This is a genomic window from Salinibacterium sp. NYA9b, assembly GCF_976973725.1.
Map to the genome: position 1 here is coordinate 2182331 of NZ_OZ333476.1, position 24437 is coordinate 2206767.

At 58.7% G+C, this 24437-nt stretch carries 19 protein-coding genes; 4 read left to right on the forward strand and 15 right to left on the reverse strand.

The features are described from left to right. Positions 1–11 precede the first annotated feature (11 nt). The 3 genes from ACWFSR_RS10470 to ACWFSR_RS10480 form a co-directional block, all read right to left on the reverse strand. A complete protein-coding gene (locus ACWFSR_RS10470) occupies positions 12–2042 on the reverse strand; it encodes an acyltransferase family protein (protein WP_197109613.1) in 2031 nt (676 codons plus the stop codon). Positions 2043–2256: 214 nt separating this feature from the next. Next, complete coding sequence (gene galE / locus ACWFSR_RS10475) at positions 2257–3237, reverse strand: UDP-glucose 4-epimerase GalE (RefSeq protein WP_197106188.1); 981 nt, start codon at positions 3235–3237, stop codon at positions 2257–2259. Between the two features lie 78 nt (positions 3238–3315). Next, positions 3316–4443, reverse strand: coding sequence for a glycosyltransferase (locus ACWFSR_RS10480; protein WP_197106189.1), 1128 nt, complete (start codon positions 4441–4443; stop codon positions 3316–3318). A 119-nt stretch (positions 4444–4562) separates the two neighbouring features. Here ACWFSR_RS10480 and ACWFSR_RS10485 point away from each other — a divergent pair, with 119 nt between their 5' ends. After that, a complete protein-coding gene (locus tag ACWFSR_RS10485) occupies positions 4563–5645 on the forward strand; it encodes a glycosyltransferase family A protein (protein WP_197106190.1) in 1083 nt (360 codons plus the stop codon). 7 nt (positions 5646–5652) lie between these two features. Here the strand turns inward: ACWFSR_RS10485 and ACWFSR_RS10490 are convergent, their stop codons facing one another. After that, positions 5653–6717, reverse strand: coding sequence for a glycosyltransferase family 1 protein (locus tag ACWFSR_RS10490; RefSeq protein ID WP_307783819.1), 1065 nt, complete (start codon positions 6715–6717; stop codon positions 5653–5655). 227 nt (positions 6718–6944) lie between these two features. On the opposite strand from ACWFSR_RS10490, the gene ACWFSR_RS10495 reads away from it, so the two are divergent. Next, positions 6945–7502: a hypothetical protein gene (locus ACWFSR_RS10495; protein ID WP_197106192.1), complete on the forward strand. Its 558-nt coding sequence runs from the start codon at positions 6945–6947 to the stop codon at positions 7500–7502. Then, on the forward strand, positions 7499–8986 hold the full coding sequence (locus ACWFSR_RS10500) for a hypothetical protein (RefSeq protein ID WP_197106193.1): 1488 nt from the start codon (positions 7499–7501) through the stop codon (positions 8984–8986). The genes ACWFSR_RS10495 and ACWFSR_RS10500 overlap by 4 nt, the downstream gene beginning before the upstream one ends. Positions 8987–9066: 80 nt before the next feature. On the opposite strand, the gene ACWFSR_RS10505 is transcribed toward ACWFSR_RS10500, so the two are convergent. The 3 genes from ACWFSR_RS10505 to ACWFSR_RS10515 form a co-directional block, all read right to left on the reverse strand. Further along, positions 9067–11076, reverse strand: a complete 2010-nt coding sequence (locus ACWFSR_RS10505) for an LGFP repeat-containing protein (protein ID WP_447523445.1) — start codon at positions 11074–11076, stop codon at positions 9067–9069. Positions 11077–11679: 603 nt separating this feature from the next. Then, positions 11680–12045 (reverse strand): DUF2304 domain-containing protein, encoded by a 366-nt coding sequence (locus ACWFSR_RS10510; RefSeq protein ID WP_197106195.1) that lies wholly within the window; start codon positions 12043–12045, stop codon positions 11680–11682. Between the two features lie 4 nt (positions 12046–12049). Then, positions 12050–12715, reverse strand: coding sequence for a glycosyltransferase family 2 protein (locus tag ACWFSR_RS10515; protein WP_197106196.1), 666 nt, complete (start codon positions 12713–12715; stop codon positions 12050–12052). 210 nt (positions 12716–12925) lie between these two features. Here ACWFSR_RS10515 and ACWFSR_RS10520 point away from each other — a divergent pair, with 210 nt between their 5' ends. Then, on the forward strand, positions 12926–14704 hold the full coding sequence (locus ACWFSR_RS10520) for an ABC transporter ATP-binding protein (RefSeq protein WP_197106197.1): 1779 nt from the start codon (positions 12926–12928) through the stop codon (positions 14702–14704). A 30-nt stretch (positions 14705–14734) separates the two neighbouring features. Here the strand turns inward: ACWFSR_RS10520 and ACWFSR_RS10525 are convergent, their stop codons facing one another. From ACWFSR_RS10525 to ACWFSR_RS10560, 8 genes are all read right to left on the reverse strand, one after another. Continuing rightward, a complete protein-coding gene (locus ACWFSR_RS10525; protein WP_197106198.1) occupies positions 14735–16003 on the reverse strand; it encodes a nucleotide sugar dehydrogenase in 1269 nt (422 codons plus the stop codon). 94 nt (positions 16004–16097) lie between these two features. Continuing rightward, positions 16098–17282 carry a glycosyltransferase gene (locus tag ACWFSR_RS10530; RefSeq protein ID WP_197106199.1) on the reverse strand — a complete coding sequence of 395 codons (1185 nt, stop codon included), beginning with the start codon at positions 17280–17282 and terminating at the stop codon, positions 16098–16100. After that, positions 17279–18943 carry a DUF2142 domain-containing protein gene (locus ACWFSR_RS10535; protein WP_197106200.1) on the reverse strand — a complete coding sequence of 555 codons (1665 nt, stop codon included), beginning with the start codon at positions 18941–18943 and terminating at the stop codon, positions 17279–17281. Before ACWFSR_RS10535 ends, ACWFSR_RS10530 begins: the two co-directional genes overlap by 4 nt. 14 nt (positions 18944–18957) lie before the next feature. After that, on the reverse strand, positions 18958–20478 hold the full coding sequence (locus tag ACWFSR_RS10540) for a DUF2142 domain-containing protein (RefSeq protein ID WP_447522351.1): 1521 nt from the start codon (positions 20476–20478) through the stop codon (positions 18958–18960). Positions 20479–20525: 47 nt separating this feature from the next. Continuing rightward, positions 20526–21881 carry a glycosyltransferase family 4 protein gene (locus ACWFSR_RS10545; RefSeq protein WP_447522352.1) on the reverse strand — a complete coding sequence of 452 codons (1356 nt, stop codon included), beginning with the start codon at positions 21879–21881 and terminating at the stop codon, positions 20526–20528. Further along, positions 21878–22747 (reverse strand): glucose-1-phosphate thymidylyltransferase RfbA, encoded by an 870-nt coding sequence (gene rfbA, locus ACWFSR_RS10550; protein ID WP_447522353.1) that lies wholly within the window; start codon positions 22745–22747, stop codon positions 21878–21880. Before rfbA ends, ACWFSR_RS10545 begins: the two co-directional genes overlap by 4 nt. Continuing rightward, positions 22747–23358: a dTDP-4-dehydrorhamnose 3,5-epimerase family protein gene (locus tag ACWFSR_RS10555; RefSeq protein WP_197109607.1), complete on the reverse strand. Its 612-nt coding sequence runs from the start codon at positions 23356–23358 to the stop codon at positions 22747–22749. Before ACWFSR_RS10555 ends, rfbA begins: the two co-directional genes overlap by 1 nt. A 53-nt stretch (positions 23359–23411) precedes the next feature. Next, positions 23412–24404: a glycosyltransferase family 2 protein gene (locus tag ACWFSR_RS10560; protein WP_447522354.1), complete on the reverse strand. Its 993-nt coding sequence runs from the start codon at positions 24402–24404 to the stop codon at positions 23412–23414. Positions 24405–24437 lie beyond the last annotated feature (33 nt).

Sequence of the window (24437 nt, forward strand, 5' to 3'; positions counted from 1 at the left end):
TCGCAGCGCACTCACGACAACGGGAGCGACTCCCACAACGCTGCTGACAGCGTGGTCGAATATTCGACAGTGACGTGGTGTGAATCGCGGTAGACGAGAGTTGAGCCAATAATGACTCCGCACGAATCGGCGTCGCAGAAGTAGTCCGTCAGGTCGACGAATGTTGCGCCCAATGCGGCGCTCGCCTCCGCGTCTGCCGCGGCAAAGGGTCCGTAAATTGCCTGAGTCCGGGGAGAAGCACATTCCTCTGCACTTTCGAGATGGACCTCGAGACACAGCGTCGGCGTTTCGTCAAAATGGGGTGTGTCCGCAATAACCGCGAGCTCGATCGACGGATCCAGCGCGGCACGTAGCTCTGAATAGCCCTTTTTCCACGCGGCGGTAGTTACCGGGTCGCCGTCCAGCGCGGTGTAGTTAGAGAGGTTTGAGATCACAACGAGTTCAGGCTTGATTTCATTGAGCCTGTCGGTCATGTTCGTGCGCCACTGTTCGCATGCGTCATCTCGCACGTTGTAGCGTGTCACTTTCACCGCAACGGAAGGGCACGAGGACTTGGTGAAAGAATACAAAGCGAACGACTGCTCGCTCGCCTCTTGCTCCAGAGCTGGAAACCACTGGGCAGCATGCGAGTCGCCGAAGAGCGCAATCGTGCGGGTCGCTGATAAATCTCCGAACTTGCATTCAGGATTCTCAGTTTGCTCGGCTGACCTGAGGTGACAGCCGTCCACATAGAGCACCGGAATGCTCTCACTCGCATTAGCCAACGAGGGTTCGAGGTTAGATGGTACGTAGCTAGTGAAACTTGGATACAGGCTAGGTTCCACTATCGCAGCTGCTTCACGTCCGGCATCCGTTGGCCTTGAATCGACGAGCACAAAAGCAGACAGCGCCATGACTGCAACGGTGGTTGACGCCGCGATACCCCACGTAACCGTGCGCCGCGGTGTCCGTGCTCGTCGCGAGTCCGAACGAATAAACGGTCGCTCTACAAAGCGATAAATCAGCCACGCGATCGGGACGGACACGAGAGCAACCAACACCTTAGCCATGGCGTTCGCCTCGGAAGGCACCCAGCCTAAGTAATCGACAAAAACGATGAGTGGCCAGTGCACCAGATACAACGAATATGAGATAGTTCCGAGGAACTGGAACGGTTTCAACCGCAAAAGCCGAAGCGGTCCGGCATCGCCTGCCTTACCACCGAAAGCGATCACTCCAGCGGCGCCGAGCACAGGCAATAACGCGGCGAAGCCCGGAAACGGCGTCGTATCCCCGTAGAGAATCGCGGCAAGCACGATCGCTACAATGCCGAGCCACGCGATGACCGCGGAGATGGCGCGGGGAAGAAGCGTGATGCGACTGAACGCGAGCGCGACTAGCGCACCGACCCCCAGTTCCCAGGCGCGCGATGCCGGGGAAAAATACGCCCAGGGGCCACTCGTTTCGACTAAGAAGGCACTCGTCAGCAATGATGCGACGACGATGCTTGCCACAAGCGCGACTCGCGCCGAGGCTGACTTGGCGAGCTTCCATAAGCCAAGCAAGACAAGCGGCCACAGCAAGTAAAACTGTTCCTCGACGCCGAGCGACCAGTAATGCTGAAAAGGCGACGCTGCAGTCTCGGCCAAGTAGTCGGTCCCCCGCACCGCAAACAGAAAGTTCGGCACATAGAAGACCGTTGCGACTGCGTCTTTTGCTGCGGACTTGACGAGTTCCGAAGGGAGAACGATGAAAGCTAGTACAACAGTCGCCGCTGCGACCGTTAGCGAGGCGGGAAGGATTCTCCGGGCACGACGCACGTAAAAGTCAGCGAAGCGCACCCTCGACGACCTGGCGAGCTCGCTCAATAAATGATTCGTAATCAAAAATCCGGAAATGACGAAGAAGACGTCGACTCCGACGAACCCTCCCGAGAGCGGCAAACCTGCGTGATAGACCAGAACAACAAGAACGGCGAGCGCGCGCAATCCGTGAATATCCGCTCGGAACCCTGCGCGCACAAACGGAGGCGTCGCCCGTTTGACTGAATCCGTTCGTGCCACTTTCGCCTCCGGTTAACACGTGGGGACTCAAGACAGCGGCCCGCGTGGGAATGAGGCCGCGCCTCAGGTCGCGCGAAGCGACAGCCCACACGCCACGTTAACTTCGCCGCCGATAGGGACCGAGCCCGCACCTAAAGTGTAGTCATTTGCGAACTTTGGTTTCTGCATGCCACTGTCGGTGAAGACAGATTCACAGCATGGGGTCCGTAGCGGCTTAGCTTTCCTCATGGGACTGCGCGGAAAAGTACTGCCGTGACTGCCACGCTGATTCCACAATGTCAGTTACCCCGTAGCGTGCGCGCCAGCCAGTCAGCTGGTGAATGCCATCGACGACTCCTACAACTGCGGCGGGGTCGCCGGCACGACGATCAAGAACCTCGACGGGCAAATCGCTACCGCTCACAGCCAGAATCGCGTCAACTATTGCACGCACGGACGTGCCAACACCGGTACCGATATTGAGCACAGTGTTCCCTGGGGCCTGCGGCAACGCGTCAAGCACCGCGAGGTGTGCATCTGCCACATCACTCACATGAACGTAATCTCGAATGCACGTGCCGTCCGCAGTGTCGTAATCATTACCGAATATAGGTGGCGGCTTGCCCGCAGCTATCTGCTCAAAACAGATCGGAATCAGGTTGAGAGCTTGGGTGTCGCCCAACTCCGGCGCCCCTGCCCCGCCGACGTTGAAATACCTCAGGCTTGCAGCCCGCAGAGGCCACGCCTGCGCCGAGGCGGTAATCAATTGCTCACCGACAAGTTTCGTGGCGCCATACGGATTGATGGGCGTCGTGGGCGCGCTTTCGCCGATTGCCCCCGAAGCGTCTCCATAGACGGCAGCAGACGAAGAAAACACAAGTTTCGCGACGCCGGCAGACTCCATCGCCAACAGCAGTTGCGCAACGCTCCCCACGTTCTGTTCGTAATACCACGCCGGTTTCGCCACAGATTCGGCAACCTGCTTTTGCCCAGCGAAGTGAATAACGGCTTCGATACGGTGCTCACGCATGAGATCCGCGAGCTGTGAGGCAGAACCGCTGGCAATATCGAATTGCACCACGGGAAGCCCAGGGATTCGCTCTCGATTTCCGGTAACAAGATCGTCGATCACGAGAACAAAGTCACCCCGTTGAGCCAATAGTCGGGACGTGTGTGCCCCGATGTAGCCTGCACCGCCGGTGACCAAAACTCTCATAATGACAGTCTAGGAGAGCGATTCGCGATCGCTGTCGTGTGCTTTGCCTCACGGAGACTGCACGACAGCGTCGTCACGTCACAATCGGGTTCGCAGCGCCTCTGAATAGTGCTGCTCGAGCTCGGCAGCACTATGGGTCAGGCTGCGTTTTTTTACGACGAAATCCCGCGCAGCAGCCCCTAGCCGAGCGCGCTCGCCGTTGCTCATCTGCAGCATTTCGCGTACCGCGATGGTGAGCCCCTCAACGTCACGCTCCGGCACTAGCGTTCCCGTCGTTCCAGCATCCATCATCTCGGAGATTCCACCGCTGTTGTAGGCGATGACCGGCGTGCCGCACGCTTGAGATTCCAAAAGAACAAGGCCGGCAGCTTCGCGTCCCCCCTGAGATTCTTGCGACGGCAGCACCATTGCCCGAGAAGCCCGCAGAGTGTCACGAACCACAGCCTTAGGCACGCGCCCTAGAAGTTCTATGTGCGGGTGCTGGTCGGCTAGCTCCCGGAGGATGCCTTCCTGCGGTCCTGCCCCGATCAGGCGCAGTCGGTGATCATGGGTAGCGATGAGGGAAATTGACGCCCTGACGAGATCGAGCGGGCCTTTGTGCGAGCTCAGCGCCCCTACAAAGCTAATCAGCGGCGCCTCGATCGCGGGAGCGTCGTCGCTAGCGGGCGTAAAAAACGCGGTATCGATGCCCTGGTAGTGAACTTCTAGGCGTTCAGGAGCGAAGCCGACCGCGATGGCTTCATCCGCGAGATACTTGCTCACGCTCAGAACGCGATCGCTCACCTTCTGAATCGCGCGCACATTTCGGCGATGCCACACATTCATTGCACTGCGTGTCGGACGAGCTAGGGCCCTCACGTCGTACCCGTGGAGCGTCGTGAGCAATGGCACATCGAGAGTGCCAGCTGCACGGATTGCGGGCCCAGACCACGTCGCAAAGTGCTGATGGATGAGGTCAGGCCGGTACTGAATGAGCCCTTTCGCCATCGCAGATCCAGCGAACGGTGCGAGGTATAGGCGTCGCGTGGGATCCAGTTGCGCAAACGGGGCAAAATCGTGAACGGGCAGAGTGACGGACGGGTCGCGCACATCCGCCAGCAATGAGAAGGCTTCGAAGTGGTGTCGATCAGCAAGCAACTGAGCATGGCTGACGACGAAATACGTCGGCGGGACAGCTAGGACGTTTGTAGTCAGTGCAACTCTCATTCGTCCGTCCTCCCATCCCTTGCCAGTACTCAACCTTCCACATAGTAGCCGGGTCATTCGAACCAGTCCCGCAGCACGTGCTTCTTCGAGTCACGCGAGCCTGCTGCTAAAGTGACGAAGTGAATTCTGCCCCGATCGTCGATGTCATTATTCCCATCCACGATTCGAAACGGCCGCTTGAACGCACTCTCGAATCACTGCTGGCATCGGGACTTACACCCGGGACAGAACTTCAGATCACGGTTGCGTGTCACAACATCTCCGCAGCTGATATTGCCGCCAATCTGACTCCAGAATTGCGCGAGATTGTGCGCCTGATTGAGTGCCACGACAACCTCCCCAGCCCCGCCGGCCCTCGAGCGCTTGCACTATCGCAATCCACAGCCCGATACATCTCGTTCGTCGACTCGGATGACACGCTGGACCCTCACGCCCTAGCGGCGTGGGTAGCCCTCGCAGACAAACATGCTCTTGATGCCGTCATCCCTCCAGAACGCCACGACACGGGAAAGACCATTCGCACCCCGCCCGTTCGACGATTCCGGAGGGGCAATCTCGATGCTGTTCGTGATCGCGTGAGCTATCGCACGGCACCGCTTGGCCTCATTCGCCGAGCGGCGATCGAACGGCTAGGCATTGAGTTTGGGAGCGGCGTGCGAAACGGGTCAGATCAAATCTTTGCGCTCATGCTGTGGTTTGGAAGCAACGCGGTACGGTTTGCCCGTGGAGGCCCCGGCTACATCGTGGGAGGCGACGCCGAAACACGCGTCACCACACAAATGCAACCACTCGCCGGCGAACTTAAAGCTACCCGTGATCTGCTAGCCTCGCCGTGGTTTGCAGCGCTTCCTGTGACTTCGCGTCGCGCAATCGCAGTTAAGTTCGTTCGCCTGCAGCTCTTCGGCGGCGTCGACCGACGGCTCCATACTCGCTTGTGGTCTGCCGAGTCGAAGGAAGCTGCAGCAGAATTTATCCGCCTACTCCACAACGTCGCCCCCGGATACCTGAAGTCGCTATCCATTGCCGATGTTCAACTATGTCGGTCCATCGTTAGCACGTCGTCCGATGCTCCAGAACTATCAACGCTCATGGCAAAAAGACGAGCATTTGGACGCCCCGCGACGGTGCTGACCCATGACTTGCGGAGCTTCTTCGCGCCCGACGCACCGTTGCGCTACATGATCGCAACAGTGCTCCACTGACGCGCGTTCAGCCCAGAATGTCGTGAACGGCGTCGAACCAGATTTTCACTTGTTCTTCTGAGGACAGTTCAGGAGCCGCGCGGTGCGCCGCTTGTTTCCATGCTTCAACTCGCTGCTTGTCGAGCCCATGAAGCGTCTTCCGCAGCGACTCCACTGAATAGTCATCAGTGCTTTCGCCTACGCCGTAGCGCTCGATAAGAGGTGTCATTTCGGGGCCTGGGCCGATGATGACACCCACGCGAGCTTGAATCGCCTCAAAGAACTTATTGGGAAGCGCGAGGGCCTTGCTAGCGTTCGTGGGAGGAATGAAGGACAGCGCAACGTCGTACTCGGCCACGGTGTTGACGAGCTCGGTGTACGCAACCGGTTCACGGAATTTTAGCTGCGGAATGTCTGCGCCAAGTTTTTTCAAGCTCGCAACATAATCAGGCTCATTGGGCATGACGATCAGGTCCAACTCAATATGCGGCGGCGCGTCACGCATCGCTTCGACGATGAGCTCGATGCGGCGTGCACGAGCACCGGCAGTCGTGCAGATGATGCGGATGACGTCGCCAACTGGGGTGGGCTGCAGATCGGCAAAGGGAGCGGCATTGGTCACCGTGCCGAAGTCAATTCCGAGGTCCTCTTGGTAGCGGCGCGCAAAACCTGACGACGCCGCCGTTCGAGAGGTGGTCTGGGGCACGTAGGTCTTGCACAGCCACATCATGTACGGAGCCACAAAGATTCGCCACTGCCAGTTGTTAGTTTTGAGTTCAGGGAAGTACTCGTGAAGATCGGCGTGCACGCCCTTCTTCGCTCCGAGCGAAAGGGCGACTGGGACTGCCTCAATATCGTTGGCAAAGACAGCGTCGAACTTACCGACGGGCAGGATTTCGCTAACGAGCCGCACTGCAGGCAGATTCCAGTAGGCCCGCTTGTAGCTTCGGGCGATCATGGCGAATCGATCGTTAACCCAGGCACGGATTCCGAACGGAATTTCGAAGTGTTCGACGACACCTTCTGGCGCCGGACCCATGCCGCAGGTGTACAGATCGTAGCGGTCCTTGAAGATCTCGATCTGCTTCGTCACCCGCGGATCTGAAATTAGCGTGGAAAACGAGATGATCAAAAGGCTGGGACGCGAACTCATGTGCTCTCTTCGTTACGGGCCGTGGCTGTGTGTACGACAGCCGAGTGGTTTCCGAGGCAAGTATACGGGCGGGGTTGTCATCACGTCTCAGCGCCGCCCTCGAGAGGCAAGCGCATCCGCCCGTCGCGCGCCCGTCTCAATGACACCGTTGCGTCTACACTGTTCGAGTGGTTCACAAGTCGCGCTTGGCGCTCATCAGCATCGTTCTGATCATCGCAGTGGTGAACATTGTGCAGTTTTCCGCGATCGACAGTGAAACGTCGGGACGCTACCGTGCGCTCGACCGGAAGGCCACCTCCGACATCATGCAGCTCGGAGTGGGCACCGGAGAAATTGCGCGGGAGTACCAGTTCTATCTGGAACTGTCAGGAATCGCACCGGGGGCTCATCTCCTGCTGGAGGAGTCGAACGGTTTCACACTTCCAGAGATGCGCAACTACGCCTTGAGCCTTGGAGAGGCCTCCCGCGTGGAAGCCGCAGAACTGAGCAACGCGAACCCGTTCGCCGACGAAACGCTCGAAAGCACTCTCGTCGCGGCAAGCGGCAACGGAAGCTTTGGAGACACCTACAACATCCCGTGGCAGATCATTACTCGGGAGTGCGATGAGACTACAGATCCCGACGCGCCTCGAGTATTTGTGGTGGCCTTCGACCAGGAAGCGTTCACGCCGCTCCTCTCGGCGACTGAAACCTGCATACTGCCGTCTATGGAGGAGGTCGGATGATTATCGAGGTTGTGACAGTACTCTCCATGGTGGTGGGGGGCAGCGCCCTCATGCGCATCACTGGAATCCGCGGTTGGGCACTGCCCATTGTGGGCTCAGTGGCCGGAATCTCGCTGTATCTCGTTGTCGGAATGCTGCAAGTGTTTACTCCCATTACGACAAGCCCCGTAGTGACGATCTCGCTTACCGCCGGGCTCCCCCTCGCAGCGGTGGCGTGGCAAGCGCTTCGCGGCGCGGATGTTGGCGTGCGGATCATCCCAAGCGTGGCAACAGTTCTCGGCGTCGTTGCGGCAGTCGCTCTCTTTCGTCAGGCCAGACTCGTCGCGTGGTCAAAAGATAGCTTTGAGTATCTGGTGAATGCATCGCTCATTGCAAACCATCATCTGGATGCCGCCTCCCTTGACCTACTCCCCAAAAGACTTATTGGGGTTCCCCTGTTGCATGCCGCTGCGAACCTCGGCGGCGAACACTACCTTCCCGCCATCACGCCGTTGATCGCTGGCCTCACTATTGCCGTTATCGTGTGGCTGGCCTGGGTGGCACTCGCACCGCGGATCGATCACCGGATTGCCGCAGTCGTCATCGTGTCGTGTTTGTTGGCGCTCGTGACGGTAAATCGCTACGTGTTCAACGCGTTCTATGTCAACGGACATCTCTTGTTCGGGATGCTAATAGTGGTCCTAGTCGGCTGCGGATGGCTCATTGCGACGAAGACTGAGGTAAACCGCGCTGCTCTCATTACGCTCATGGCGCTGTCCATAGTCGCGCTATCGGTGATTCGTGCTGAAGCGCCGATAGCAGTTGCGCTCGCTCTTCTCCCCGTGCTTCTGAATCAAGAGTTCTCGGTGCGTGAACGCTCGCTACTCTTGGGCTTGTTCGGGATCTCGACGATTGCTTGGCAGTCATTCGTAGCGATAATGTACGTGGCCGGAGATTCGCGAGTGCCGGTGTCTGTTCTCGGGCTGCTCGCCTTAGGCATCGCAGCGCTTGGCGGAGTCCCACTTTTGCGGTTGAAGCTCCTCACCCGCAAGCGCAGCATCTTCCTCGTCTCCGCACAGGCTCTGCTCTGGGTTGCACTCGCCATCCTCGCAATGAGGCAGCCCGATGTGCTGATCGACAGCCTGCGTGCGACCGTGGACAACGCGGTGCTCGGAGCAGGCTCGTGGGGATACTCTCTACTCCTGCTGGGGATCGTCGTCGCGGTTGCACTCTTCGCAAAACTGCCCAGGGGCGAGATGATGCGATTCCCGATCGTCACTTTCATTCCCGTGGCGTTCCTGCTCGCTTACCTGCGCGAGGCTGCGTATCGCGTCGGCGCGGGAGATTCGCTCAACCGAATGTGGATCCAGTTGCTTCCCCTTGCAGTTTTCTACCTGATCATCGCGATCGGAATGGGGCGTCGACGCTTGGTGGCGAGCGATTCACTCGATGAGCGCCGCGTCGCCCCCGACATTTCCGCGCAGGCAAACCCATCAGTCATTTAGTACTTCGTCACAGAAATCGCACAGTCTTCGCGACAGCTTTCGCGGCGGGGTTCTCCGACTGAGGACTCAGCAGAACTCCACTACGGTGCCGCGGGCAGTGAGATTGTGCCGTGTTGGAATACCTGCGAGCAGGTACCCGATTCACAGACCATCTCAGCAACAGGCCACCCAAGAGCACCATTGATGCCACCCTGAGCAACTGACTCCGCCCGGAAATCCCAGTTGAGCGTAAATACTCCAGCGGAGCTCGAGTACACCTGAGCATCCTCAAAGCGCTGAACAGCTCCACTGCCATTCACCGTCTCATAGAAACGAGTATCAAGCGTCGGCAGCCCCAGTTCTGAAATGCGAGCACCGTAGTAGTCAGCGATAGTCGAATCTGAAATCGCATAGACAGCCGAATTCGACGAGCCCTGATACAGGGCGCCGTGTTGGAACTCCTGCGAGCAGCTACCCGATTCACAGACCATCTCAGCAACAGGCCACCCAAGAGCACCATTGATGCCACCTTGAGCAACCGATCCCCCGCGGAAATCCCAATTAAGAGCAAACGTGCCAGCGGAGCTCGAGTACACCTGAGCATCCTCAAAGCGCTGAACAGCTCCACTGCCATTCACCGTCTCATAGAAACGAGTATCAAGCGTCGGCAGCCCCAGTTCTGAAATGCGAGCACCGTAGTAGTCAGCGATAGTCGAATCTGAAATCGCATAGACAGCCGAATTCGACGAGCCCTGATACAGGGCGCCGTGTTGGAACTCCTGCGAGCAGCTACCCGATTCACAGACCATCTCAGCAACAGGCCACCCAAGAGCACCATTGATGCCACCCTGAGCAACCGATCCATCGCGGAAGGCCTTGCTCAGCGAGAACACCCCTGCATCAGTCGAATACACCTGAGCATTCTCGAACCGCTGGACAGTTCCGCTACCGTTCACCGTCTCGTAGGAGCGGGTATCGAGAGTGGGTTTGCCCAGAGTGGCGATACGTGTGCTGTAGTACGCCGAGATCGCGGAATCCGTGATCGCGTAGACAGCCGAACTCGATGAGGCTTGGTACAAGGCACCGTGTTGGAACTGTTGAGAACAGCTACCCGAAACGCAGACCATTTCAGCCGCGGGCCAGCCCATGACTCCGTTAATGCCACCCTGAGCAACCGAAGCGTCACGGAAGGCCTTACTCAGCGCGAACACGCCCGCATCACTTGAGTAAACCTGGGCGTAGTTGAACCGCTGCACAAGACCACTGCCATTGACGGTGTCATAGAACACAGTGTCCGCGGCCGGCCACCCGAGCGCAGTGGGCTGCGCATCGTAGTAATCGACGATCGCTGAGTCCAGAATCGAGTAGACCGCTGTGCTCGACGAGGCCTGATACAAGGCGCCGTTTTGGAATTGCTGCGAACAGCTACCGGAAACACACAATTGTTCCCCGATAGGCCAGCCGAGAATTCCCCTGATGCCACCTTGCGCGACGGATTCATCTCGGAACGCGAGGTTAACCGTAAATACACCGGCGTCACTGGAATAGACGTGGGCCTTAGCGAAGTGCTGGACAGCGCCATCGCCATTTACAGTCTCGTACGTGCTGGTTGTCGAAGTGGGCGAACCCAACGCGGTGGTTCGAGTCTCGTAATACGCAGCGATGTCTGGGTCGTCGACCGTGTAGACGGGAGCCCCAGTGGTAGAACCGAACCATGCCGTGAAGTAGTCCCAGAAGTTGCGATTCCCATAGGACGAGCACGAGTCACCATAGCCGCCAAGATTAGCCAGAGCGGCCGTGTTGGGGACGTACGGGGTGTAGTTGTACAACGCCGCAGTCGCGTTGTTCTGAATGTTTACTGACTTTGAACCGCACGCGGTATTGGGGTGATAGAGAATCGACTTCACTCCGGGCTGGTAGTAGCCCCACGCAGTCGGAGTGCTGTAGCGCTTGAGCTGCCACGCCGCGTTGTACAGCTGGTTGTACAAGCCGTAGTACTCGGCGTCGCATACTCCGCCAACGTTGTCGGGGCAGCCGTAGCCCATCGCACGAGCCAGGCGCGAATCACTCGGTTCATCGTTCGTGAGCAACCCTTGTTCTTTCTGCAGCATCACGAGCAGAACTTTGGCACTAATGCCACAGGCTTGTTGCACCTTATAGATAATGGCCGAGGTCCGCTCGTTGCTCGCCCCCGCGTAAGGCCCGCACACCGTGCGATCCGCATCGCGCGAAAAAGTGGTGGTGCGCTTAATCGTCAGGCAGTTTGAGTTGTCACAGGAGTCCAGCATCGAATCGAGGAAGGCCTGGATTTGAGACTGAGACATGTCACCCGATTTATAGAAATAGGCATCGCTAATGATGTAACCCGGGTCAAAGTTACTTCCAGAATTAGCTTGAAATAGGCTCGATTGCACCACTGAAGAATCAGCCAGTTGCGACACGGCAGATTGTGCTGACTCGACAGGGGCTTGTGCTGAGGCCGGTACTGCATTCGTAGCGCCAACAGTGAACAGCAGCGACGCCAAGACCGTGACGGCCAATCCACGAAAGACTGAAACCGACGTTCTTATGCTCCTGTAGCGCATTCGAGCCCCCTAAATTTGCACGTACTGCACCAAGGGTAATTCACTCCCCCCAAAAACCGCAGCAGAACAACATTTAAATGCGCGACGGCGCACCCCCAGAAAGAGTGCAATTCTCGATTCCGCAAGGTCCTAAGCGGAGTGATTGGCTCCCGAATCTAGTTCCTCGGGTTTCGGCTGTTGACTCAATGCCAGCTGTCGAGCCAGCTCAGTGATCTGAGTATCCATCTGGCGAAAACGCCGGTAGGTGCTCATCACGAGCCCCAAGAAGAAAAGAACCGTGAGGTAAAGCAGCAGGTCAGCACCCCGGCCGATCCCCACCAATTTCGCCATCGTCGTCCAAATCTGAGGGAAGAATACTGACGAAGCGGCAGCGACGACGAAGAGCATCATGAGGATGCGACGAACCGCTTGATGCCGCGCTCCCCCATTGCGCATCATCACTACCGCGATGACGATGACAATCGAAACGACGATGGTCTGAAAAATAACGGTCATGAGCTCACCTAAAGATCAGTTCAACGAGAATGTTGACAGAGTTGAGAAGGGACTGGCCTTTGGCTTTTGAGTAGTCGGTGTAGACAATATGGGTGGGATACTCAGACCACTGAATTTTGAGACCGCCGATGAGATCTACAAGCTCGGAGGCATGGGCCATCCGGTTCTGAGTGATGTGAATATTCTCCAGCACAGTGCGGCTAAGCACCCGGAGGCCATTATGCGCATCAGTAAGAGCCATATTCGTTGTCACTCGCGTGTACCACGCCGCAGTGCGTAACACGATGCGTTTAGAGCGGCTGACCTTTGTACGGTCATCAAGGAATCGTGAGCCGATGACGGCATCCAAGTTATTCGCATGGAGCTTCTCCACCATGCCCGCGGCATCCGCCACTTGATGTTGACCGTCTGCGTCGAACGTAACGACTTCGGTCATGGCCGGGTCGGAGAGGGCGTAGTCAAAGCCTGTTTGCAACGAGGCGCCCTGGCCGAGGTTGATCGGATGCTCGACCACAATAGCTCCGGCAGCGCGCGCGAACTCCGCAGAGTCGTCGCTCGACCCGTCGTCTACGCACACCACGTACGGAAACGTTCTCCGCACTTCGGCGACCACCTCGCCGATGACCGCACCCTCGTTATACATAGGGATAATGACCCAAGTTCTTCCCATATGCTCAGTCTCCCATACGCATGAACTTTCCGATGATCAGTCGCGCTGATATAGAGCTTTCACAATACGGCTCTGACGCCGGTGGGTGGATCCCGCCGGGCGTTGAATCACCCCGGCACCGAGAAGTCTCTGTCGTGGTTCCCGCTCAATCGGGCCCCATCAAAGACCACGTAGACTTCGGTAGGATTCGGCCTCGACCTGGAGAAATAGATGAAGTCTGCAATTGCCCTCGTCAACGAGGTGCTCTCCATTTTGCCCGCCGGAGCGCGGCGCTACCTCATCGTGTATTCGGTAACTCTGGGCTTGCTCTCGATCCTCGATGCGTTGGCACTCGGATTGCTTGCTCTCGTCATCTCCCCCATCCTGTCTGGAACCACACTTTCGCTTCCTGTGCTTGGCGAGGTCGGAGAGCTGGGCCTTCTGCTCATGCTGGGGCTCGTGTGTCTCATGATCGTTGCGAAGGGCATTCTTGCTGTCGCCCTTTTGTGGGGGGCCACTCGGCGGTTCGCAAAATACGAACTTGACATTGGTTCGCGACTCTTCGCGAGCTACATCGACGCCCCGTGGGTCGAGCGACTCAAGCGAAACTCCGCAGACGTGGTCCGGCTGACTGACGGCAGCGTTGGCGTGACGGTGTCGGGCTTCCTGCTCCCCTTTTCCACACTTTTCGGAGAAGCTCTTAGCTTCCTCACTATTGTCGTAGTGCTCGCCGTAGTTCAGCCGCTGGTTGCTGCCATCGCACTGGGGTACCTCGGTCTCCTAGGAGCGATCCTGTACTTCTGGGTCGCGAAACGTGCGCGTGAGGCTGGCCGCGTCAACCTTAAGTACACGCTCCGAAGCTCTCGGCTCATTACCGAGATGATCGGCGCGCTCAAGGAAGTCACGCTTCGCGGGAAGTCACACGAAGTCGCAGACGTCGTCCGCTCCAATCGAGTGCATTCGACGCGCGCGCGTTCCAACATTCAGTTCCTCGGCCAGGTGCCTCGCTATGTACTCGAATCCGGGATCGTGGGCGGTTTCGTGCTCGTGGGGATTGCGGGATATGCCACAGGCGGAGTCACAGAAGCAATAACCGCGGTAGCGCTTTTCGGACTCGCTGGCTTCCGCATGGCGCCTTCGGTCGTCAGGTTCCAAGCGGTCGTGTCTCAAGTCACGGCGAACATGCCCCACGCAAGCGCCGTGCTCGCCGAAATTCGGAGCGCTGAAAGTTCGGTCAAATACCGCGTCGGGCGCGAAACCTTAACGCTTCCCGAGCCATCGAGTGCGCTGAGCTTTGAGAACGTGAGCTTTAGGTATGCCGCCGATCAGGGCGATGCGATAAGTGATGTGTCATTCACCATTCCGTTTGGTAGCACGGTTGCGTTGGTCGGTTCGTCGGGAGCCGGGAAATCAACCGTCGTCGACCTGATTTTGGGCCTCATCGAACCTACTGGCGGACGGCTGGCCATCGATCAGGTGGACCTGAACAAGCTGACGGAATCGTGGCGACAGCAAGTCAGCTACGTGCCGCAGGAGGTCGCCCTATTCGATTCCAGCATTGCGCAGAACGTTGCACTCACGTGGGGCGATGACTTCGACGAGGAACGCGTGCGATCCGCACTCGCACAAGCGCAACTCTTGGACATCGTGGATAAGCGCGAAGACGGCATTAATGGTGTTATCGGTGAACGGGGCCTTGCGCTCTCGGGCGGACAGCGGCAGCGCCTAGGAATTGCTCGCGCACTCTACGCGGATCCCCGCGTTTTGGTTCTCGACGAAGCGACAAGCGCCCTCGATACTGCGACAGAAGCCGCAGTGACCGACGCGATCAAAGCCCTCCACGGCGAGAAAACCGTCATCACCGTCGCGCACAGACTGTCCACGATCCAACATGCAGACCAGATCCTCTTCATGTCGAATGGCAAAGTTGTCGCCCAGGGAACCTTCTCCGAACTCGTGGCTAAAGTGCCCGAGTTCGCACGGCAAGCAGGCTTGGCTGGTCTCGCTTAGCAGTCTGCTCGCCGTTCTCCGAGGGAAAGACTAGAGGATCTCGACCTTCGGTCCGTTGAGTCGATTACGGGTGTCCAACACCGGAACATCTGCAGTGTTCAATAGCTCGAGCTCTAGAGTGTCGTGGTCAGTCAGCAAGACCGCGATGTCCATCCCGGCTATCGTCTCTGCGGTGAGAGATACCTTCGTTACGTTTGCAGGCCAGCGGTGGGCTTCGACGTGATCGTCGACGGCAAAGACTTCTGCGCCCTCGTCGTGGAGGAGCTCAAGAAGTCGCAGCGACGGGGACTCACGAATGTCGCCGGAGTTCTTCTTGTACGCCATTCCGACAAGCAAGATCTTGGAGCCTCGCAACGCGCGGCTAGACGCGTTGAGGAGGTGCATGACACGCTGCGTCACGTACTGCGGCATGTTGTCGTTAACGTCGTTAGCCAGCTCAACGAATCGGAAATTCTGACCAAGCTTCCTTCTGACCTGCCACGAGAGGTAGCTGGGGTCTACGGGCAAGCAATGTCCGCCGACGCCGGGGCCCGGCGTGAACTTCATAAAGCCGAAAGGCTTAGTGTTCGCTGCATCAATCGACTCCCACACGTTGACGCCGAGCTGATGAGCGAAAATCGCGAGTTCGTTGACCAATGCGATATTCACGTGGCGGAAGGTGTTCTCCAAAAGCTTCGCAAGTTCTGCCTCTTTAGGAGTGGGGACAGGAACAGTCGTGTCGACGAGCGAATCGTAGAACGCTTGAACCTTCTCAAGTGACTCGGGGTTGATTCCCGACACGATTTTGGGAGTGGTAACGAAGCCCCACTGCTGGTTACCCGGGTCAATACGTTCCGGGCTGTACCCTACGTAGAAATCGCTACCGGCAGTGAGGCCCGACCCGGACTCCAAGATCGGCACGAGAAGCTCTTCAGTGGTTCCTGGGTAGGTTGTCGACTCGAGAATGACTGTCGCTCCGGGCTTCATGCGCTCTGCCAACGCAACGCCGGAGCTCTCAATGAAGCTCAGGTCCGGCACGCTTTCACGCAGAGGAGTCGGCACCGCAATAACAGCGAAATCGAATCCGACGACGTCAGCGTAGTCCGTCGTCGGTGTGTAGCTGCCGGAAGCGATCGCGCGGGCGAGGTCAGCGTCAGAGACGTCTTCGACGAAAGATATACCGGATCGCAAACCTTCGACCCGACGTTCGTCAAGGTCGATTCCGATAACGCGATAGCCCTGCTCAACAGCCCGCATCGCGACTGGTAGACCGACATAGCCTTGACCGACTACTGCGACTGTTTTGACGATGTCTGGCATCCGCGCGCAACTCTCTTTTCAATCAGGTGACTCATCTGAATCCCTACAACACTACCTCCCCTTGTGCCGGTTTCGAGTTCACCCGGAGCCGCACTTATCGGGTCAAGATTCGCCAGGCTTCACTGACGATCCGCGAAGCGACCGCACGCAGAGAGATGTTGTTAGCAGCCCACTCCGAGCGGGCAGCACGATTCGTCTGTGGCTCCTCGACGTTGAGGACCGAGAGCATTACTGCTGCGATCGCATCTTTGTCATACGCGACAGCATGCCCAATCCCCTCTTGAGCCGCGAAGTCGGCCCCAGGGCCTGTTCCCGCGTAGATTACGGGCGCACCGCACGCTACTGAGGCGTACATTTTGGTGGCGAAAGCGCGAGCGTAGCCCTCTGGATGAACGCTCGCGAGCGTCGCGACAGCGCCCCGAATCCAAGCTGCGACTTCTTCGGGGCTCATCCGGGGTCGGAGCTCCACAGCCCCGACGGGCAAGGACTTGCTGCGCTCAGCAAGCGATGCGAAATCTGACCCTTGGCCGATAAAGACGAGCTTTGAATCCGGCCGGGTCTTGAGAACCTCTTCGAAGGCGTCAAAGAAGATCTGCGCACCATGGACTTCAGAGGCCGTACCCGCGTACAGCAGATAGGGAACGTCGAGGGTGATCTTCTCCCCCACCGGGCTGAACATCGTTGTGTCTACGCCATTGCCAACCGTGGTTACTGTCGCCCGAGGAAATTGTTCTCGGATGCGCGCTGTGAACTCGACCGAAACAGACACGACTGCGGCAGCGCCGCTCATCGCCCAACGTTCCACGTTGCGAAGAATCGCTGCAATATGACGCGGATAGCCCGCGCTCCCCACAGCATCTGACCAAATATCCGCCGCGTAGTACAGATATGGAATGCCTCGGATCCCACACACAATTCGGGTGAACCATCCTGTAGTTGGCGGCGGTTCAACGATGACAAGGTGTGGCTTCTCGATAAACAGCAAACGAAAGAACACGGGCAGGTCAAAGCTCAAGTACTGCAGGTAGCCACGCACGTACCCTGCCCGGTCTCTTAGCACCCACATACGTCGCACTCGCGCGCCCCGTGCTGGCGTGTCAGCATCATCGAACCCTGCGGGAGGGTTCGTGGTCAGCACATCTACGGCAGCGCCATTGGCCACCAATTCAGCAACCAGCGCGCGTAAACGGTACGAGGCCGCGGCGGGTTCAGGAACGTAAATCCGGCTGACGACCGCGACGCGTTTGCCGGCAAGAGAGTCCATTGTCTGAGGACTCACGCGGGTACGTGAGTAACGCCGGAAGCAGCAAGCAGGGCTGCGCTTGCTTCTGCATCTCTAGGTGCACCGGAATCCGCACCCGCACCCGCACCCGCGTCTGTAGCTGCAGTTGCGCCGGTGGCATTCTTATTTGCCACCAACGGTGCGATATAGATTTCCCTTGCCAGAATGACAACCATGCCCGCAAATGCTAATGATCCCACCACCCACACCACCATGGGCGCTGGAGCTCCTGGCCAGAACCACTCGGCGCCAGCGTCAAGGTTCCATCCGGGAACATCGTTGCCCGTGACGTAGCGCCGCATGTTCATGTGAAGCGCGACGAGGTTGGCGGCACTTAGCGCAACGACGACTGCGACGGTCTGCACCCGTCCGAGCGCGACGCTCTTTCGGCCAGCTTGCACCACAAGCAGACCACCCATCAACACGATGAGCGGCAGGATGTAGCGAGGCTGCACCTGTTCCCCCACTTTGTCCCCGCCCTGAGTGAGCACGTAAGTCGGAAGAATCCAGAGCACGAAGCCGACGCTCGCAACCACGAATGCTTTACGCCAGTTCAGCACCCCGAGGCCGGCAAAGCCCACCGCCACGAAGGCAGCAATCCCGAAAAACACCACCGAAGCGGGAATCGGAGTATCTAGCCAGCCGAGATCCCACCCGCCGAAAGCGCCGATCCATAAAGAAGGCACGTTGAGAAGGTTGTACGCTAGCAATCCGAAACCCGCCAAGCTGTCTGCCGCCGTTGCCGCTTGTGCCGCCGCTGGCCCAGCTTCTGCTCCGGCAAAACCGTTGATTCCGGCTGAAGTCTGCCTGGCAGACAAGAAAAACACTCCAGCAACAACGCCCATTGCAACGGGAAGTAGCGAGAGCAGCCAAAAACGACGAGTGTTCTCAAATACAAGGATGATTGCAACGCCGAGCGCACCAACCACGTACAAAGCAGAATCACCGCGGGAACCTGCCGCCATAAGAACCGAGATGACCACGAGTACCGCAGAAGCGGCACGAGCCACGCGGCTCTCTGCCTCGTAATAACTGAGCAGTGCCAACCACGCTGATCCGACGCCGGCGACAGCCCAACCGCTTGGGTTATTCGATGCGAGCAGAAAGACGCCAAGCGGCATCGTTGTCACGAGCCAGCCCCACACCAGCACAGGCCGACGCCTGACGGGGAGCAGCATATAAAGCGCCGCGGTCAAGGCAACGAACAAGAAAACATTGAAAAGACGCATCGCCATAACCGAGAACATGGTGTCATCGCCCACGAATACGCTCATGACGGAATAGTAAAGCGGCGGATATTCACCCTCAAAGTTTCCGCGGTCCGTCTCCACTAACGAGGTTGAGCCGAAGTCGATCCGGTCCTGACAGGCGGCGCTTTCCTCACTAAAAAAGGCGTAGCACGGCGAGCTCAGGAGCGCTTGTGGCACGAGTCGGGCTGACTCAGTCGCCCCCGGCTGGCAGTACGCCGGGTTATCCGTTGAACACCAAATGCTCACCAGATGGTAATCGTCATCGGGAGCTGCGCCCATCGGCGATGCAAAAGCCCACGCCGAAAGCGCGAGGAGAGCCAACACGGGTGCTAAGGCAATAAGCCGGAACCGCCGCAGCGGATTGGTACGCGCGGACGCGACAATAGGTTCGAAGCGTCCGGGTGCCATCCGTACAGGCTATCTCAGAGTGCGCGAGCAGTGGTGGTATCAGGCGAGAGGTCTCGCTCCCCCACCTCTGCGGTGACGCGATGCGCCGGGAGGAGAATCGCCAGCGCTGCTGCAAAGCACAGCGATCCCACGATCCACACGACATTGGGGGTGATGATGAGGTTCCACCACCATTCCCTGCCTGCATCGAGGTCAGGGCTGAGCGCATCAATACCGGTCACGTAGCGGCGGGTGTTGAGGTACAACGAAACGAATTGCGCTCCAGAAAGAGCGACAACGACCATCCACGTCTGCGCTCGTGACAGGCGCAGGAGCTGGGTGCCCGAGGTGAAGAAGAGCGCGCCGACAAAGACAATGACAAGGGGGAGCAAATAGCGCGGCTGGTAGTCGTCGCCCACATCTTTACCCGCAAGAACGAGCAAAGTGACCGGGATCATCGCGAGGGCTGTAGCGCCAATCACGAGCACGAAGCTCTTTCGCACTGAATTAGCGCGCGCCGCGACGAAACCGACACCGATGACGGCAGAGAGCGAACTGACCCACACCACGGCGGGCATTGAGGTATCTAGCCATCCGAGCCCCCACGACTGCCCATAAATGCCAGTCCAGATCGAGGGGACTTCCGTGAGATTTAGAGCGACGCGGCGAACGATAACGCCAAAACTGAGCTGATCTTGCACACCGCTGGTCACCGCTTCGGACGATCGAGATGCCCGGAACAACAGCGCACAAATGATGAAACCCGCGACGGGAAGGAACGAGGACCACAAGAATCGTCGCGTTTTGTTCATCGCGAGAAGTACTGCTGCAAAGACCGCGAGGCAGAAAAGAACAGTGGCATCGCTGCGTGAGCCGGACGCCATCACCGCACCAAGCAGGAACAGCGCACCAAGCACGATCCGCTTGACCCCCCACGACTCGTAGAAACCGAGCAGCGCTAACCACCCATAGCCCACACCCATGAGCGCCCATGAACTCGGGTTGTTAGAGGAAAGTACAAAGAGTCCAAGAGGCACGGTGGTGAGCGCCCACTGCCAGACAAGAATCTGCCGACGGTTGGTAGGCAACGCTAAATAAAGGATGACCCCAATACCGACGAACAGCGCGATGTTGACGACTCGCATCACGAATACAGAGGCGTGCACATCGGGCCCGACAAACAAGCTCATGGCGCCGTAGTAGACAACTGGGTAGCCACCGGCAAAATTTCCGCGGACAGTTTCGGTGGTCGGCCCCTCCGTGAAGTCGATGCTGTTCTGGCAGCCAGCACTCTTTTCGGGGTCATACGCGAAGCACGCGGGCCTCGCGACAGCGGGCGGGACTAGTCGCGCGCCAGCGTCATCAGTCTCCGCGCAATACTGCGAATCTCCTGTTGCGCACCAAATGCTCGTCAGATGAAAATCGTCGTCGGGGCTTGCGCCGACCGGCGATGACAACGCCCATGCCGCGAGTGCGGCGAACACCAATAGCGGCGCAATGATCATCCCGAGACGACGTTCTGGGCGCGAGAACACGGAACGCAGACCAGTCAACATGGCACAAAGCTAACGCGTGAAAACCCGGAGTCTGCTGTGAACGGCAATTAGCGTCGCAATCGTGCGACAGCTTTGTCTACCGTCGCTTTCACGCCGGTATGGCGCAAGTGATGCCACGCCATCCGGAGGTCGTGCCGCAGGCCGTAGGGCTTGCGAACCTTGCCCCCGAGTGCAACCCCACGACGACGCGTTTCGGCGTGGTCTGCGGCGTGCTGCGGGTTCGCCACAAAATTCACCAAAGGCTCAAGGGTGCGCTTCCAGTAGAAGTCTTCACGAACGCGCGCGACGTTGCGCTTGCACTCGGCGATGAAGGCGTCGTCGTACAGCACCCGGTCGAGGGCTGCGGCGAGAGCATCCACGTCCCGGGCGGGAACGGTAAGGCCAAGGCCCTCGGTCTCGATGAGGTCAGCAAAGCTGTCGCCCTCGGTAACCACCATAGGCAGGCCAGCCCAGAGATAGTCCAGGATGCGGGTGCGGAACGAGAACGTGGTCTCAATATGCGACATGTGGGTACTGACGCCGGCATCCGCTTCGGTCAGATAATTTTGGCGGTCTGCATAGTCGACCCACTCCTCGTTAAAGAACACCGAGGTGTCGAGTGCGCCGAGTTCGCTCGCCAGATCGTGCGATTCGCGCACGATGCCCATCTGGTCGACTCCCGGATGCCGGGTGCCGAGAAAGTAGAGCTTGGCCGTCTGGCGAGTTTCAGCCAGCTTCGCAACAGCGCGGATCAGAGTCTTGGGGTCGAACCAGCTGTAGACCCCACCGCCCCAGATCATCAGCTTGTCGCCGGCATCAATGCCAGGCAGAACACCCTTGAGGGTGTCTCGCTCGTGGGCGGGAGGGGTGCCTTCGAGCCCGAACGGCACGACGCTGAGGAGGCCCTCGAGGTGCGGGTCGTTTTCGTACGTGGTGGGACTGAGGCGCCCGAGGGCGGCCATCTGGCCGAAGTAGAAGAGGCGCTGGCGTTCGGAGGCGCACATGAAGAAGTCACCGAGCGCGAGCTGCTCGTTGAGCACCTCGGTGGCGGTCGTGACGCGCAGCTCCCAGGTCGCGCGCGCGAGTTCGCGGCCCTGCTCGAGCATCTCGAGGTGCATCGGGTCGTAAATGTCGACGACGGTGATCTTGTCTGTCGTGCGCAGCACTTCGAACTGGCGCATGGCATGGCCTTGGAAGACCACAACGTCGCACCACTGTTCGAGTTTCGCAAAGGCGTCGTTCTCCCCCGGCGTGACGAGCGTGAGCTCGAAGGGAGCATCCACCGGCTGAAGCTTCGTCGTGGTCATGAGCGTGACCTGGTTGCCGGCGTCGGCGAGCGCGAGCGCCATATTCCACGAGCGAATTGCGGGGCCGGCCATCCGGGGACCAATCGGGTCGCCCGTGATGATCAGAACACGAGTCACTTCGCCGCCGCCAACAGTCCTTCGAGGTAGACGCCGTAGCCGCTCTTAACGAGGGGCGCAGCGAGGGCGGCGAGCTGGTCATCCGAAATCCAGCCAGCGCGCCACGCGATCTCTTCGATGCAGCCGATCTTGTAACCCTGACGGTCTTCAATCACGCGCACGAACTCGGTGGCCTGAACCATCGACTCGAACGTTCCCGTATCGAGCCACGCGGTACCACGGTCGAGAACGTTGACCTGCAGCTGACCGCGGTTGAGGTAGTGCTCGTTGATGGTCGAGATTTCGAGTTCTCCACGCGCGCTCGGCGTGATCGACTTGGCGATCTCAATAACCGAATTGTCGTAGAAATACAGGCCAGGAACCGCGTAGTTGCTCTTGGGCTCAAGCGGCTTCTCTTCAATCGACTTGGCGATGAAGTTCTCGTCGAACTCGACAACGCCATAGGCCCGCGGGTTGCGCACGTGGTACGCGAAGATCAGCGAACCGTCGATGTCGTTGTGCTGGCGAAGGTTCGAACCGAGCCCCATGCCGTGGAAGATGTTGTCGCCAAGAACGAGGGCAACTTTTTCGTCGCCGATGAACTCTTCACCAATGATGAATGCCTGCGCGAGCCCATCGGGCGACGGCTGCACGGCGTAGGACAATTCGATGCCGAGCTCGCTGCCATCACCCAAGAGGCGCTGGAACTGGGCTTGGTCATCCGGAGTCGTAATGATCAAGATTTCGCGGATGCCCGCACTCATCAAGGTCGACAAGGGGTAGTAAACCATCGGCTTGTCGTAAATGGGCATGAGCTGCTTGGAGATGCCCTTGGTAATGGGCCAGAGGCGCGTTCCGCTGCCACCGGCCAGAATGATTCCGCGCATTAGTTGCGTTCCTTTCGGTTCGCCTCGTAGTACTCCTTGACGGCAGCGTACGACGGCAGCGAGCCATCGGCGAGGCGTTCGGCAAGGGTGGGCGCAATTTTGTCTTTGGGTGAGAGAACGAGGTCACCGAGCTCGGGAGGGAAGACCAAGCCGATCTCCGGATCGAGCACGTTGATGTCGTGTTCGGCTCCTGGCTTGTACACGTCGCTCACGAGGTAGGTGAGAGTGGCATCGTCAGTGAGCGCAATAAACGCATGGCCAAGACCCTCAGCGACATAAACGGCACGACGGTCGACGGTGTCAAGAATGACCGAGTCCCACTGACCAAAGGTGGGCGATCCTTCACGGATGTCGACGACGAAATCGATGCCGCGGCCGTGCGTGACCGTGACGTACTTGCCTTGCCCGGGAGGTACATCCGCATAGTGGATGCCCCGCACAACGCCGCGCTGAGAGACTGAAGTATTGGCCTGTCGAAGGTCGAGCGGGTGCCCCACTACCTCTTCAAGCTTGTCGAAGCGGTACCACTCCAAGAAAACGCCGCGGTCGTCAGCGAATTGCTTAGGGGTGATTTCGTAGGAATCAGGCACCGAGAGTTCACGTATTTGCACACCAAGAATCCTACCCGGCGAGGCTTGGCGAGCGGTTCAGGATGCTCAGAGCGTTAGTCGACGGGTTGAAGAATGTCACGCACGGCGTCGAGCGGGCCACGCGAATAGCGGCCGTACTGACCAGCAGCGAAGGCGCGGGCCACTAAAGGAATGCGGCGCAGGCGGCCCTCGGGCAGCGAATTGCGCATCCGCTCGTGCTCGAGCTTGGCTATCGCCTGATTGACTTTGTCGTCGCTCACCCGCGTTCCAAGCCGTTGTAAGCGATCGACGAGAACAGTCATGTTGGTCTCGAGGCGGGCATTGCGGTCGCGACGGGGCTCCATCATGCGCCCGAACTTTCCCGACAGGGTCAGCTTGGTCGCGCCAATTTGGTTAGCGCCGTGTTGCCGGTAGTCGATAGTGGGCTGCTCAATGAAGTCTGTCGAGGCGACGGCTGCCGCAATAATGCCGAGCCATTCGTCGTGAACCCACGACGGCGGGAAGGGTGCTGCAAATTCCACGAGGCTTCGACGAAAAACGGTGCAGGCGCCCGTCACGAGATTTCGCCGCAGCAAGACCGAAAATGCGTCACCAGAATGGATGCTCGCCACTTCGCCACCGCTCACTCCGAGCGCTCCCGACAGTGTGTGCCCGAGCGGGGCTCGCCCCCCATCGACGAGACGTGCATCACTGTGGATCAGAGACACGGCCGGATGCGCCGCAAACTCAGCGGCAAAGAGCGCAAGCCGACCAGTGTGCCAAGCATCATCCTGATCGCTCAACGCAATGAGATCCCCGGTGCACGCCCGAATCGCCTGCTCAAAGTTCTTAGTCACTCCCAGCGGCGGAGTGTTCTCGAAGACCACGAGCTGCACAGCGGGATAGCGGGCTGCAGTGTGTCGAACACGAGCAATTGTGTCGTCGCTTGAGGCGTCATCCGACACAACAAGTTGCTTCGGCGCTGGCTGTTGTTCCAGGATGCTGACGAGTTGTTCTTCGATATAAGCGGCGCCGTTGTGGGTGCACAGGGCCACCGAGATGCTGGGGGTTGGCTCAGGCGCGCTCATTGCTCCAGCTTAAGGTGCGCCGCCTGCAGTAGC